Annotated in this window: 11 protein-coding genes; 3 read left to right on the top strand and 8 right to left on the bottom strand. The window is 36.5% G+C overall.

Going from position 1 to position 14,623, the window contains the following annotated elements; all coding sequences use genetic code 11:
- Positions 1 to 69: 69 nt before the first annotated feature.
- Complete coding sequence (gene ydeE, locus ABN256_RS01365; RefSeq protein ID WP_349438970.1) at positions 70 to 1,257, bottom strand: efflux MFS transporter YdeE; 1,188 nt, start codon at positions 1,255 to 1,257, stop codon at positions 70 to 72.
- 304 nt (positions 1,258 to 1,561) lie between these two features.
- Here ydeE and accA point away from each other — a divergent pair, with 304 nt between their 5' ends.
- Together accA and ABN256_RS01355 are read left to right on the top strand one after the other, a co-directional pair.
- Entirely contained in the window at positions 1,562 to 2,524 is a 963-nt protein-coding gene (gene accA, locus ABN256_RS01360) for an acetyl-CoA carboxylase carboxyl transferase subunit alpha (RefSeq protein ID WP_196553033.1), read from the top strand.
- Positions 2,525 to 2,602: 78 nt separating this feature from the next.
- The gene (locus tag ABN256_RS01355; RefSeq protein ID WP_349439197.1) at positions 2,603 to 3,490 is read left to right on the top strand and encodes a LysR family transcriptional regulator; all 888 of its coding nucleotides are present in this window, start codon (positions 2,603 to 2,605) and stop codon (positions 3,488 to 3,490) included.
- A 75-nt stretch (positions 3,491 to 3,565) separates the two neighbouring features.
- Here ABN256_RS01355 and ABN256_RS01350 read toward each other — a convergent pair whose 3' ends face one another.
- Positions 3,566 to 5,068, bottom strand: coding sequence for an MFS transporter (locus tag ABN256_RS01350; RefSeq protein ID WP_349438969.1), 1,503 nt, complete (start codon positions 5,066 to 5,068; stop codon positions 3,566 to 3,568).
- A gap of 152 nt (positions 5,069 to 5,220) precedes the next feature.
- Between ABN256_RS01350 and ABN256_RS01345 the strand changes: the two genes are divergently transcribed.
- Entirely contained in the window at positions 5,221 to 5,817 is a 597-nt protein-coding gene (locus tag ABN256_RS01345) for a TetR/AcrR family transcriptional regulator (protein ID WP_197269197.1), read from the top strand.
- A 590-nt stretch (positions 5,818 to 6,407) separates the two neighbouring features.
- On the opposite strand, the gene fhuB is transcribed toward ABN256_RS01345, so the two are convergent.
- The 6 genes from fhuB to ABN256_RS01315 form a co-directional block, all read right to left on the bottom strand.
- A complete protein-coding gene (gene fhuB / locus ABN256_RS01340) occupies positions 6,408 to 8,375 on the bottom strand; it encodes a Fe(3+)-hydroxamate ABC transporter permease FhuB (RefSeq protein ID WP_196553036.1) in 1,968 nt (655 codons plus the stop codon).
- Entirely contained in the window at positions 8,365 to 9,285 is a 921-nt protein-coding gene (locus ABN256_RS01335; protein ID WP_196553037.1) for an iron-siderophore ABC transporter substrate-binding protein, read from the bottom strand. The genes fhuB and ABN256_RS01335 overlap by 11 nt, the downstream gene beginning before the upstream one ends.
- On the bottom strand, positions 9,276 to 10,058 hold the full coding sequence (locus tag ABN256_RS01330; protein WP_196553038.1) for an ABC transporter ATP-binding protein: 783 nt from the start codon (positions 10,056 to 10,058) through the stop codon (positions 9,276 to 9,278). Before ABN256_RS01330 ends, ABN256_RS01335 begins: the two co-directional genes overlap by 10 nt.
- A gap of 75 nt (positions 10,059 to 10,133) precedes the next feature.
- Entirely contained in the window at positions 10,134 to 12,218 is a 2,085-nt protein-coding gene (locus ABN256_RS01325; RefSeq protein WP_349438967.1) for a TonB-dependent siderophore receptor, read from the bottom strand.
- A gap of 111 nt (positions 12,219 to 12,329) precedes the next feature.
- Entirely contained in the window at positions 12,330 to 13,451 is a 1,122-nt protein-coding gene (locus ABN256_RS01320; RefSeq protein ID WP_196553040.1) for a hypothetical protein, read from the bottom strand.
- Between the two features lie 2 nt (positions 13,452 to 13,453).
- Positions 13,454 to 14,623, bottom strand: a complete 1,170-nt coding sequence (locus ABN256_RS01315) for an ABC transporter substrate-binding protein (RefSeq protein WP_349438965.1) — start codon at positions 14,621 to 14,623, stop codon at positions 13,454 to 13,456.

The raw sequence follows: 14,623 nt of genomic DNA, 5'->3' as shown, positions 1-14,623 counted from the left end.
ACAAAATAAGTCGTCTACAAACTAAAAAGCACCTTAAGGTGTCTTTTTAGTTTGTGAAGTTTTCAGAAATTAAAGTGCAATAGCTATTTTTTTACTGGCATTCATTCCTTGGATCATACAAAACCAAGCCAATGCAGAAACGGCCATTAAAATAGCGAATAAAGAAATAGGAGGGAATGACGTTAAAATAAAACCACTGGCTAATGGATTTAATGCTGCACCTAACCAACCTAACGACTGAGCAGAGAAATAACTTGCTTTCATTCCTAACGGCGCAATGTTATCTATCATCATATACTCACCAGGCGCATAAATTAACTCACCAAAAGTAAAAACGGCAATGGCTAATGCCCAAAATATCAAGTTGTCACCAGCAAACATAAAACCAAGTAAGCCGAACATAAAAAATAATGTGCCTAAGGTCATTAATTTACGCAATCTGTCGGCTGTAACATGCTTACCCACAATATATTGCAAAGAAACGACAATAGCGGCGTTTACAGGCAGTACAACCGCAATAACGGACTCTGCTAATTTAGCATCGTACACTACTAAGATATATTGAGAAATACATGAGGCAAAAGAGCCAAATGTTAATGTGCCGAAAAAAGTAGAGAGTACAAACCAACTTAATGCTCTATCTTTTAGCATTATTTTCGGATCCCATTTCACACTATTTTCTTCATCTTTATTCACCGCTTTTGAGCGTTGAACAAAAACTTGGATCATAAATAGTGGAAATGTTGCCGAAATAGCGGCAAGCCAGAAAGGTAATTGCGTTCCATACATTAATAATAAGGTGCCGATAGGAGGGCCCACCGTCCATCCCATATTGATAAAGGTATAGTTTAGAGAAAATATTTTAGGCTTTGCTGAAACCGATAAGGTTTCAGCAAAATACGCTTTTAATACAGTTGAAAACACTAAATAAGAGCAGTTAATCACAGAGAAAAAGATAACAACTAAAATAGTGCTATGGACAAGAGGGATTGCGGTAAATCCAAAAATAAACGTTAGAATTGCAAGGATCATATAACGTTTTTTCTCAAACTTATCAGCAAGCATGCCAAAACCAAGGCTGAAAAAAATTCCCGTTGTTAATGCAATAGACATGGCAATACCAATATCATCGACGGGTAATTGATACTCCCGCGACAAATAGATAGCCATAAATGGTAATGTTGCACCTCTTCCTATTGTAAGAAGAAGCGATGAAAATAGCAGTGCAGTTGTTGAGCGTGTTTTTTTTGAGAACATATTATCTTTATTCTAATTATTTGTATTTTATGGAGTGTTTTATAATTTTCGCGATTTTTCACGGGTGTAAAAAGAACAAATTCGCACTGTATATTAATACATAACTTAGTAATTACTGTATAGCTTAAAGTCAGAAAAAAAGCTCTTTTTGATCTTGTTTTTTTTCTTGCTGATCTTGTTGTAATGTTTAATTATCCCATTTTTGATAATAGTGTTTATCAAATTCCTCTCTATCAACACATTGTTATTTTTTCTAAACTGACCCAATTACTGTTTTATTTACTGCATTAAATCTGAGGTCGTTATGTCTTTTATTCATCTAGAATTTGAGAAACCTATTGTTGAATTAGACGAAAAAATAGATGCATTGCTCACCTTTAAGCAATCTCAAGATGAACCAACAGGTATTAATTTAGATGAAGAAATCGCTCGTTTAAGGCAAAAAAGCCTTTCGCTGACAAAATCTATTTTTACTGATTTAGGTGCTTGGGAAATTGTGCAACTCGCTCGTCACCCAATGCGTCCATATACCCTTGACTATATTAAAGCGGTTTTTACTGATTTTCAGGAGTTAGCGGGTGATAGAGCTTATGCTGATGATAAAGCGATTGTTGCGGGTTTAGCGCGTTTAAACAAAATGCCAGTCATGGTGATTGGGCAACAAAAAGGGCGTGATACAAAAGAGAAAATTCTTCGTAATTTTGGTATGCCATCACCTGAAGGTTATAGAAAAGCATTACGTTTAATGAAAATGGCTGAACGTTTTCATCTACCCGTTATTATTTTTATTGATTCTGCGGGCGCTTACCCTGGTGTTGGTGCTGAAGAACGAGGACAAGCAGAAGCTATTGCTCGTAATATTCTTGAAATGTCACGATTAAAAACACCGATTATTTGCACTATTACTGGTGAAGGATTTTCTGGAGGTGCGCTAGCAATTGGTGTTGGTGATAAAGTGAATATGCTGCAATACAGCACTTATGCGGCAATTTCACCAGAAGGCTGTGCTTCTATTTTATGGAAAAGTTCTGAAAAAGCGCCAATAGCGGCAGAAACCATGGGAATGACAGCACCTAAATTACAATCATTAGGCATTATCGACGCTATTATTCCAGAGCCATTAGGTGGAGCTCATCGTGATCATCAACAAGCAGCCGAATTTCTTAAACAACAATTATTGACTGACTTAGCCTTATTAAAAAGCTATTCAACCGAGGAGCTTTTAGATAAACGTTATCAAAAACTCATGTCTCATGGTTACTGTTAATTATTAACGAGAGAAAAGAAAATGAATGATACACTGCCTATATTAAGCAATAAAAATACAGTAGGCAGTGAATTATTTATGCAAATTGATCTTAATTTATTACGTATTTTTTCTGCTGTAGCCGAGCAAGGACAATTTGCCGCAGCAGCTCGGCTATTATCTATGCCTACCTCGAATATCAGTCGTGCTATTAAACAGCTTGAACAGCAACTCACTTGTAAACTTATTGATAGAACAACGCGAAAGATGCGTCTTACAGAACAAGGTAAATTACTCTATCAGCAAGGAAAGAAAACGTTAACTGAGTTAGACAATGTTATAAGCAATATCACTAGTGATGGCCCATTAACAGGATCGTTCCGTTTAACCATTCCTAGTGAATATGGTAGCGAACTACTGGCTGATATTTTAGCCGATTTTGCAGTTCTTCATCCTAATTTACTTATTCAATGTGACACTCAATTAATGCCAAGAAATATCATTGATGATGATATTGATTTACTATTAACTTTTCATCGCGGAAATCTAGCAGATAGCAGTTATCATTCACGGTTAATTAAATCGTGGCGCAGTATTGTTGTTGCCTCTAATGAGTTATTAGAGAAAACAGGTGTTCCAACTCATATCGAACAATTAAGTCAAATGCCTTGTATTTCTAGTTTAAGCGCATTAGAAGGGCAGCCTTGGATATTTATTGATGAACATAAAAAATCAATAAAAGTTACTATTAATAGCCATTACCGAGTAAATAGCGCCATATTAGCAAGAGCTGCGGTATTAAAAGGATTAGGGTTTGCTATTTTAGCTGAACATTGTTGTATTGATGCAATTAAAGCTGGAGATTTGCGAGCTATTGAATTTCCTCAACAGCCCGCCAGTATTAATTTAATCGCAATATATGCAAGTCGTAGTACGCTTTCTCGTAATATTGAATCTTTCCTTGAGTTTCTTACTCAACGTTTATAACTATCTCAACGTTTATAACTATCTCAACGTTTATAACTATCTCAACGTTTATAACTATCTCAACGTTTATCACTATCAATCGGTTATTTGCTGGGAAAGTGCGCTATGTTTTGTTTTTAAAGGTAATAACACGATAAATAAAGTGATAAAACATGAGATCCCAGCCGTTGCAATTGCATAAGCAAATCCGGAATTAAATGCCTCTGGTAGCAGAGTAATGAATTCTTTATCTAAATTGCTGGTAGTATTTTCAGTTACTAGACTGACAACATCGATATAGTTTACAGATATTCCTAATGCCTGACTTTGCATAACCATATAATGGATTGCTTGTTGCACCATTAATGTACCTAGTAAAGCAATCCCCATCGTCATTCCTGTTTGTCTTAATGCATTCATGGTTGCAGACGCCATACCAGAGCGAGATGGTGAAACACTTTTCATCACTAACGCACCAATTGCAGGCGTTGACAAGCCCATTCCAGCACCTAATACAAATAAATAACTTCCAGTTATTCCATAGTGGCTATTTGTTGCCAATGTCGCTAATAAGCAAGAAGAAATAGCGATAAACAAGAAACCACAGATCATTAGTTTTCTGACTGAAAAATATGCAGATAAACGACCAAAAGACATTGAAAATAGGGCCATTGCAATAAATTCAGGTGCCATTCTCCAACCTGTTTCTAATGCACTCCAGCCTTGTGCTTTTTGCAGAAAAAAAGCAATAAAAAAGACATTGCTATAAGTGGCAAAGCCCAATGTGAAAGAAGAAAGGTTATATTGAAAAAATGCGCGATCTTTAAATAAAGTAAGTGGTAATAAAGGCCGCTCAACACGTTTTTCTATCATTAAAAAGAGAACGAGAAATATAACGCCTACCATCAATGTCGATAAAGTTCGATAATGCGACCAACCTACGGATCCGGCTTCAATTAAACCATAAGTCAGTAAGCCTAGTCCTAACATACTGGTCAATTGACCAAAGGGATCTAGTGCCACATTTTCAGGATCAGCGCTTTCACTTAATCCATACCAACCCAGTAATACAGTAATTATGCCTATAGGAATATTAATAAGGAATATACTTGCCCAACCGCTGGTATGAACTAATATTCCACCTAAAATAGGGCCAATAATCAGTGATAAAGCACTGACAGAAGACCAAATACCTATAATACGGACACGCTCAATATCAATTGGAAAAGCATGTGTAATTAGAGACAATGCGCCAGGAATTAGTGCGGCAGCAGCAATACCTTGAATAATACGGCCTAAAATAAGCGCTTCATGTTGCTGTGCAATAGCACAAATCACAGATCCCACTGTAAAAATAATCACACCCCATAACCATACTTTTTTTCGTCCAAAGCGGTCACTTAAAGGGCCTGATGACAAAATACAGGCAGATAAACAAAGCGCATAAGCATCAACAATCCATTGTAAAGTTGCCATATCAGCATGGATATCATTTTGAATAGTGGGTAATGCTACATTCACGATACTAATATCAAGTGTTGCCATAAAAGTGCCTAAACAAATGGCACAGATAAGTGACAGTCGTTTCAAATAAGTCATAAGCTTTATTGCCTTAATGATGAATAATAATGGCATAATAATACTCGACCGACCGTCGGTCAATTGTTATTGATAATGAGTTTTATTTATCATCGTTGTGGCTAGCTTTAATTTAGAGTACTCTTTACAAGCGACTTTGAGGGAGATAAGCAATGTCATTAGAAGAACAAACCACAGATAAACCAAGAACAAAACCCGCAGAGGTTCGTTTAGAAGAGTTAATGAATGCAGCAGAAGCATTGTTTTTAGATAAAGGCTTTGATGCAACAACTGTGAGCGATATCGTAAAAAAGGCAGGGGTAGCTAAAGGAACCTATTATCACTATTTTTCTGCCAAAACAGATGTTCTTAACGCATTAAGAACGCGTTATATGGATTGGTACTTGGATAAAATAGACAGTGCGATGAATGCCTGCTCACAGCAAGATCACCGTGAAAAATTAAAACAGTGGTGTGAAATTAGTGTGATTGCTTATGTTGAGAAACAGCAATTACACGATATGCTTTTTCATCAAGTTTTTCATCAAAGCAGTAATATTCATGAAAATAGGGCATTGCAGCAAATACAAACATTGTTAATTGCAGGAACTGAAAATAAAACGTGGCACGTCACACAGCCTGAATTAACCAGTACGTTGATTTATCATGGTATGCATGCGGCGGTTGATAATTTAGGTCATAGTGAAGAATATACTGCAAATACTTTAGGCCCAATGCTTTACCAGCAATTTACGCAATTGCTAAAATAATTATTTAGAGAAAATAGGGATGTTAAAAAACGTTATTTAAAATTATTGGATTAGTCATAATGCTCGTATATCAAAATAAAACCACCCACAATACAGGTGGTTTTTATTTTTAATTATCTGTTTTAACTAATAGCTTAAAAACATTATTTGAACAACTTGAATTATTTTGATGAGGTGGGACCTTTCCTTCATGTGCATTTAGCGCAATTTCATAACCACATGTTTTACATCTGTAAATTCCTGAATATTCTACATATTGTGATGTTTTAAATTCAGTATTGAAATCTGTTGAATATAGCGATTTCTTTAAGTTAGATTCATAATAATACTTTGCCATATAAAAATCCCTTATATAAAAAGTGAATTTTAAACATAGCGTAATGTTTTTATTTATAAAGGTGCCCTGATCACAATAAATAAAAATTAATCAATAATACTTAGCTATTAATAGGTATTATTGAGATGACTAATTAAATATTTTTGGTTTCAAACGTATAAATAATCACCACTGAAAAATATCTTTGTAACTAATTATATTCAAAGCCTAAGAATACTAGTAAAAATAACACCAATATCTTAGGCTTTTCAAATCAACGGCTACGATTTAACAGCATTAAGCAAAGGAAATAGCTACCACCTAAAATAGCCACTAAAGTTCCTGCCGCAATTTGTGCGGGATAAATAAATATTTGTCCAAGCCAATCAGCCCAAACCATTAAGGTGCCACCAATTAATCCTGAAACCATTAATTGTGATTTTATTTTTTGAGCACCAAGTAATACGGCCATATGAGGAGCAACTAAGCCAATAAAGGCAATAGGGCCTACTGTTGAAGTTACTAAAGCACATAATAACGAAACGATGATTAATAAAATAATACTGGCACGCTCAGTATGCAATCCTCGAGCTGAAGCAAAACTTCGACCAATTGATATTAGTGCAAGCCAGCGCGTTAATAAAAAGACACTTCCCACAATCAATGTAATTGCAAATGCAAAATAGAGAGCCTGTTCACTATTAACACGATAAGTTGAACCAGATAACCACAGTAATATTTTATAGCTGCTTAATGAGCCTTTCGCTAAGAAAAATTGAATAAAGGCTTCTAAACTCGCGGTTAATGCAATACCCGTTAATATCAAACTGGCTGGCGCATATTGGTGTTTTTTGCCTAAGATTAATAGAGTAATCATCACAACACCGCTACCTAATAATGCAATTCCCCACTGTGATGTTTGTAAGGTACTCCCTAAAATTAAACTAGAAAAAACTAATGCAAAAGTAGCACCAGATGAAACCCCTAAAATATCTGGACTAGCTAATGGATTGTAGATTAAACGTTGTAAAATCACGCCAGCAATAGCCAGTGCAATACCGGCAAATAAAGCAGCTAATAAACGAGGAGAGCGTAACGCCCATTGGTAAACAGAGGGTATTTCCCAAAACCATTGATGCTCATTAATATGAATGAAAATTGTAAGGACTAATCCAAGTATTAATAATACAAATATTCCTATTACAGTATACATTGATACTGTTTTGGTCTGAGAATGAATAGAAATAGAAAGCTGATCTTGAGCTCTCATTTTCTTTCGACTAAACCAAATTAATGCAGGCGCTCCAATAGCCGCGGCTGTCACTCCGCTGGGAATAACCGTATTGAGCCACTGACCAACCCATATTGCCAAGCTATCTGTAATAAGTAATAAGCATATTCCCATTAAGCCGCTGGCAATAAGCTCTTGACGAGCAGTTCTTGCACCTAATGTTCTGACAATATTAGGTGCAAGTAATCCGATAAAACTAATGACGCCAACAACAGTAATTGATACGGAAACTAGCCAAGTACTTAATATAATAAAAAATGCAAATGTAGGTAAAACAGATAACCCTCGAGCCGTTGCACCTTCATGCCCTAATCGTAATAAAGTGAGAATACGAGGTGCAAACATAAAAATAAGTAAAACAGGTGTAATTCGAGGTAATAGCCAAAGGAATTTATCCCAACCGTCTTGCGCTAAATCACCTGCACCCCACATAAATATATTTTGAGCAAACTGTGAATTTAATGTCACCAGCGCGGTTGCAATTGCGCCTAATAAGATATTAATGACCATACCAGAAACAACGAGGGGTAAACCGGTCATATTGCGAATACCCGCAATAATAATGACAAGACCAAATGCAAATAAAGCACCCATCGTTGCAGCTAATGCACTATAGTCAGCAACCCAATCTGTAAACCAGATATTAACAATAACTAAAGCTAACCAAGCTCCTGAAGAAGTACCTAATGTTAACGGTGATGTCAGGTTATTTTGTGTTAATTGTTGCATTAAGCTGCCGACAACACCGAAAATCCCGCCAATCAGCAGTGTCATAGCTAAACGAGGTAATTGTGCATGAATAAAAAAAACATCGGCAAATAGGGCGTTTGTATCTAAATTTCCCAACAAATACCATTGGCGAGATAATGAAAGAGAATTATCAATTTGTAAGCTAGTAATGCTTAATAAGATGATCGCCAAAAAATAGAAAGTAAACTGCTTAATATTCATTATTCGGTGCCATATCTAATAAACTTTCTGTAATAGCTTCTGCCATTAACGTTAATGATGCTACTCCGCCATAATTCCATACTGGCTTCACTGAATGAAAATGCCTATTCTGTACAAATGGCATGGCTTGCCATAATGCGGATTTTTGCAGTTTGCTTTCATCAGGGAATGGCAACATATAAAGAACGTAGCCTTGTTTAATATGTTGCAATATATTCATTCTTCGCTGATCAATTCCCCAAGGTTGAGGAGGTAATGATATGGCGGATTTTAGACCCAACTTATTGACTACATATTCAGTTGTTGAGTTTTCGGTGTATAGAAAAACAGACGTTAATGTAGAAAAACGGATCACTTCCACTTCAGGTAACGTAATAAATGCTTGCTGTAATTTGCTCTTTAATTGTGCAAAAGTGTTGTCCATTTCTGCTAATTTTTGCTGTGCAAGCGCTGTTTTTCCTAAAATAGAGGCTAGGGTATTAAAATGCGCCAAAGCAACTTCTGCTGCATTATCTTGGCGAGAGAAATTAGGCAGATATACAACAGGGGCTATTGTTTTTAATACAGGCAATAAATCTTGCTGTGAACTTGATGCTAAAATAAGATCTGGTTTTAACGAAGCCATTTTTTCTAAATTAGGCTCTGCCCGCATACCCACTTCTTCAATAGTATTTGGAGCAACAGGGTAAGCTACCCATTGGTTATACCCAGCAATTTCAGTAGCACCCACTGGAATAACATCAAGTGTTAATATTTGTTCCAGTAAATCCCAATCCAAAACAATAATGCGTTGTGGCGTATTCGCGTTTGCTTCATGATTATTTTGCGCAGCATTAACAATGGGAGTGATAAATAAAATAGCCAGACAAAAAGACAGAAGCCTAACTATTTTTTGTAATATTACACACATACCACTGCCACCTTATGTTGTTGTGAACCTTTATTATCAGGGTGTTCAATCAGCTTAATGGGTGTTTCATAAAGTGCAGAAAGTCGTTCATCATCAAAAAGTAGTGAGGCTTCTCCTTCAAATGCAATTTTCCCTTTTTTAAGCGCGATAATATGAGTGGCGTAACGCAAGGCAAGGTTGAGATCATGCAAAATAACGATAATACCAACATGTTGAGTTTGATTTAATTCACTTAAAAGCTCCATTAGTTGATATTGATGATGTATATCTAAAGCAGAAGTTGGCTCATCTAAAATTAAAATGGGTGATTGTTGAGCCAGTAACATTGCAACCCAAGCACGTTGACGTTCACCACCAGATAAATCATCAGCGAGTGTGTCTGCAAAGGGTAAAACTCCCGCTTTTTCCATTGCCGTTGTGATTATTTCATCATCTTTTTTATTCCAACGGCCTAATGTTCCACGCCAAGGGAAACGGCCTAAACGCACTAATTCTCTTACTGTTAATCCTGCAGAAGCAGGCAATTTTTGAGGAAGGAAGGCTATCTGTTTAGCTAGATCACGTGGTTTATAGTGTGAGATATTGCAATTATTCAGTGTGATATTTCCACTATCAGGGATTTGCTGACCAGATAATAAACTAACTAAGGTCGATTTACCTGAACCATTATGGCCGAGCACAATAGTTAATCCAGAGTCTGAAATACGCAGTGAGGGGATTGATAAAATAGTACGTCCACCGCGATCCATTTGAATATTTGAGAGTTCGAACATGGTCACTCATTTATAAAATACTATTCCGCCTTTTAATTGCATATTTAACAATAAAAGGCGGAATAAAAAAGAAAATTACCAGCGATATTTTGCGTTCAATAAAACAGAGCGCGATTGCCCATAATAACAGTAGTAATCACAACCAGAGATATACTCTTTATCGAGGATATTGTTGATATTTAACTGTAGTTGCCACTGTTTATCGAGGTTATAAGTTGCTGCCATATCCCATAATGTTGCACTAGGAACAGTTAAATTACTGCTTTTAGGGTTATCTTTAGATTCTCCTAAATAGCGTACCCCAGTACCTAATGTTAGATCTTGCGTCCCTGTAATTGGAATAGTGTAACTTCCCCAAGCTGAAGCGGTATGTTTAGGAATTAACCCCGCTTGTTGTTTACCTTTATTACCAGTGTCATCCGTTTGCATATCGGTATAGGTGTAATTGGCTTTTAATGCTAAACGTTCAGTCAACTGCACTTCACTGGAAACTTCGACACCTTTTGAGGTGACTTTACCCGTTTGTGTTGAAACAAAAGTTGTTGGGTTTGCAACAAGTGCATTTTTCTGTGTGATATCAAACCAAGCAATATTAAAATAACCATCCATAAAATCAGGCGTATATTTTATACCCGCTTCAATTTGGTCACCTTTGAGTGGTTTATAAAGCTCTTTAGTTGCCGGATCAATGGTGCTCATCACCTCGAATGACTCAGAATAACTGATATAAGGCGATACGCCATTATCTGCTAAATACATTAATCCTGCATTGAGGCTAAATTCACTATCAGTACGTGATTTGTCCTCATTTTTTGTTTGCGCTTTATTTTCTGTTTTTACCCAATCTTGACGAACACCGGCAACGGCAACCCAGTGACTATCAAATTTGGTTTGATATTGTGAATAAAGACTATATTGTGTTTTATCGATAGTACGATTGACATTATCAGCAGGGTTAAGTGGGGTATATTTACCGTAAATTGGGTTCCACGGATTAATTTTATCAAAACTATAATTATCTTGTTCATCACCTTTAGTTTGGTGATATTGCAATTCAGCACCGGCTAATAATGTGTGCTCAAAATTATCTGTATCCCATTCACCGACTATATTGTTATCAAAAGTGATACTTTGGCTTTTACCATCACGGAAGACAACACCTCGACTTAGCTCTGTTGCAGTGATATCTGAATTAGGAAAAGCATAGACACTGCGTAATAACAAATCGTTATAGCCATAGTTTAAACGTTGTGAAAAACGCCAAACATTATTGATATTATGGTCAAGTAAATAACCTGCTGAAATTTGGGTACGTTTATATTTATCATACCCAGGTTCACCTAAGTTGGTAGAAGGCTTAATTTTACCAAAAGGGGATGAAATTAATGTGCCTGCTGCTGGGAAGAAAGGATTAGTTGGCGTACCATCATCATGAAGATAGGTTGCCATAAAAGTGAGAGATGTATCGTCAGTCAGGTTAATCGCAACACTTGGCGCTAGATAAATACGCTCATTATCAGTACCCGATAATTCTCCGTCTGATTTTTTCATTAACCCAACAAGACGATAGCGCACACGTTTATCATCCGTGGCACTTGAAACATCAAAGCCTAAGCCTCGTTGATCATTATTTCCGGCCTCAAGAAAAACTTCATTACGAGGAGTAAAACTAGGTTTCTTTTGTACTACGTTAACGGCACCACCAGGTGTCGATTCACCAAATAATACAGCAGAAGAACCTTTTACCACTTCAATTTGTTCAAAACCATAAGGCTCAAGTAGCCATGTATAATAACCATCACGAAAGAGGCGACTGCCATCAAGATAAGTTGCCGCCTCAAAGCCACGAATACGAAGCCAATCAGTATCGTTATCAGCACCAAAAGGTTGAGAGACAACACCTGATGTATAACGCAATGCTTCGTCTAATTTTTGTGGAGCATGAGTTTCTATATCTTGCTGAGAAATCACAGAAACCGATTTAGGCGTTTCTTGCAAACTAGTATTTACTTTTAATGCTTGAGCACTAACAACAAGCTTCTCTACTTGTTCTGTTTTTGCTGCATCTTCCGCAAAAGCCTGTGTAGCCAAAACAAAAGGAAGGGTGGCAGAACAGAACAATGCCACCGGTTTTAATTTAAACGCATGAAAATTAATCACAATAAGTCACCGAATAATAATAATTACTATTAGCAGTATTATTCATATAATCGATACTAAGGTAAATTAATTTATGCAAAAATATCTATAAATAATAATTTTTTAGGTTAATTAACTGGTTGTATCAATCCAAGCAAGGCGACCGCCGACAGAAGTACTGGAATGATGCTGATTATGACTTAAGCATAATGTTCGCATCCCTGCGGCTTTTTGTGAATACCAAGCGCCTCCGCGCATTAAAGAGCGTTGACCATAATTTCGTAAATAAACCTGATCATTGTCCTGTTGGTTTATTGCTGGATATAATCCTAATTCTTTAAATAATGTAGGTATTTTAATACTATCTTCTGCTGTTATTGCATTAAAATCGCCGTCCATTAATCCAGCAGGATAACCATTATCTGTTGGTGTGCCGTTATAGTGTTTTATTGAAGTTGATAAAATAGGAGTACCAGCATTTCCATCACAATAATCTGAAGGGGCATCGTATTTTGCGCTATTGGGATGATTGATTGGTAATAATTGTCCCGTTGATAATGCTATTGAGTGCCATTGCTCTATTACTGAGGGATCACCACAAAATACAGAATCATTATCTTTAATTATCTGTATTTCTCCGGCATTTAATTGCATACCACTTTGCCATTCCCAAAGGTTGCCACATAAATCACTAATACCAAACTCACTATTATCATGATACCAATTCGACCATTGTGGCCCCGTTATTGTCGTGGGATCACCTGTGGTAAAGTCCATATCACCAGCTTCTTTACCATCAACACGAGTAACAAATTGCTCTGGGTGAAGAAAACTTCGTCCATAATCCGTATTACCATCTTCAATCATATTGTGGTGGCGACACCACAGCATTAAAGCAGCCCATTCTGCATGTGTACTTAAATGAAATCCTCGTCCTGTATGTTGTGCATATTGCTGGAAGCTCAATAAATCTAATGATGTCGCCGGTTTTTGGTTAGGTAAACTTAACAATTCATCTTGATGTAATGAAGCGGGATAACACGCATAGAAAAACTCATTCTTAACTTTTCCATTTACAATAAATGCAGAGTGAGTTGTATCATCAAGATTATCTGATACTTCATTTAATCGAAAATAAGGAACAACATACATATAGTTAGGTTGGCCTTTTGCTGAGTATAAAATTGTTCTTTTTCCTGCTGATTGTGACTCAATTTTTGCCCGTAAAGGATCGGGTGAATAGATATCAAACATGATTATTCCTTATCTTGATCAAACAAAGTGACCCAATAGCCCGTTTCCCATTTCACCGGTAAAAATTGAGTATGGTAATCATAAAAAATAGTGTCTACATCGAGGTGTGAAAAACGATCAGGGTGTAGCCATTTAGCCATTTGTAATATCGCAATAAAACCAAAAGGGCTGTCATAAAATGAGTGCCAAAGAGCATATACTTGTTTATTTTTAACCGCATCGAGTGTTTTGTAAGCAAGTCGTTGCATTAAAATTTCAAGTTGCTGTTTTGCCAAATCTAAATTTGCACCTGGGCCTAAATTAACCCAATCACCTGAAGGGTTATAGCCACTCCAATCAGCCCCTGTTAAAAAAATCTTATCCGGTTTGACATAAATCACCGTTTCTTGGTTCAAAATCCCATAAGTGCCTTTTATATATTCTGAACCTAAGTTTTGACCACCTGCATTTTGTAACATTTGTCCCATACTGCCATTACCATAAGAAAGACAACATTCAGGTGTAAAACCAGCGGCTCGTTCAAATAATACATTAGGGCGTTTAAATGGCTTTTTTCTTAATTGCTGAGAAATATAATTGAGTTGTTTTTCACGAAATTGATTCATGGCTTGGCTTTGTGAAATATTACCCAGTAAATTTCCCATTATAGATGTGCTAATTGGTGTGTTATTAAGTGGGTCGATACTCAAATCAAACACGACAACGGGAATATTCGCTTTCGTTAATAAATCCAGCACACCATTAACACTAATTGCACGATAAGTTCCAACCGCCACAATAATGACATCGGGTTTTAGCGCGATAAGTTTTTCACTATTAAAATGTCCACTCGACATAGCCGTAAACTCAGGTAATGCCAATAATTGAGGAAATGCTCGCGTATATTGGTGATATAAACTTAAGTCGGCAGTACGGAAGGCGGATGGCATCCCGATAAGACGCTCATAAAAAGCGCCTCCACTTAATGAAGCATAAAGTAAAAATAACCCACTATCTGCCACATAAATGCGTGTTAATTCTTGTACTAATACAATTTCTCTTCCCAGAATATCAACAATTTCTCTCTGTCTTGGTTTTACATAAACAAGTTTTGCATAAACAGGAAAGGGGTTTGCTAATAATAACGAGAATGCACTGGCACCTTTTAGTAATGAACGTCGATAGTTATCCAT

The organism is Proteus sp. fly-1008 (assembly GCF_040140305.1).
Lineage (GTDB): Bacteria > Pseudomonadota > Gammaproteobacteria > Enterobacterales > Enterobacteriaceae > Proteus > Proteus vulgaris_B.
Note: the sequence above shows the minus strand (reverse complement) of the source record. Positions and strands in the feature narration are given on the sequence as shown.

Coding starts and splice junctions, on each gene's coding strand:
- ydeE (WP_349438970.1), bottom strand. CDS start 1,257: ATGTTCTCAAAAAAAACACGCTCAACAACTGCACTGCTATTTTCATCG.
- accA (WP_196553033.1), top strand. CDS start 1,562: ATGTCTTTTATTCATCTAGAATTTGAGAAACCTATTGTTGAATTAGAC.
- ABN256_RS01355 (WP_349439197.1), top strand. CDS start 2,603: ATGCAAATTGATCTTAATTTATTACGTATTTTTTCTGCTGTAGCCGAG.
- ABN256_RS01350 (WP_349438969.1), bottom strand. CDS start 5,068: ATGACTTATTTGAAACGACTGTCACTTATCTGTGCCATTTGTTTAGGC.
- ABN256_RS01345 (WP_197269197.1), top strand. CDS start 5,221: ATGTCATTAGAAGAACAAACCACAGATAAACCAAGAACAAAACCCGCA.
- fhuB (WP_196553036.1), bottom strand. CDS start 8,375: ATGAATATTAAGCAGTTTACTTTCTATTTTTTGGCGATCATCTTATTA.
- ABN256_RS01335 (WP_196553037.1), bottom strand. CDS start 9,285: ATGTGTGTAATATTACAAAAAATAGTTAGGCTTCTGTCTTTTTGTCTG.
- ABN256_RS01330 (WP_196553038.1), bottom strand. CDS start 10,058: ATGTTCGAACTCTCAAATATTCAAATGGATCGCGGTGGACGTACTATT.
- ABN256_RS01320 (WP_196553040.1), bottom strand. CDS start 13,451: ATGTTTGATATCTATTCACCCGATCCTTTACGGGCAAAAATTGAGTCA.
- ABN256_RS01315 (WP_349438965.1), bottom strand. CDS start 14,623: ATGGATAACTATCGACGTTCATTACTAAAAGGTGCCAGTGCATTCTCG.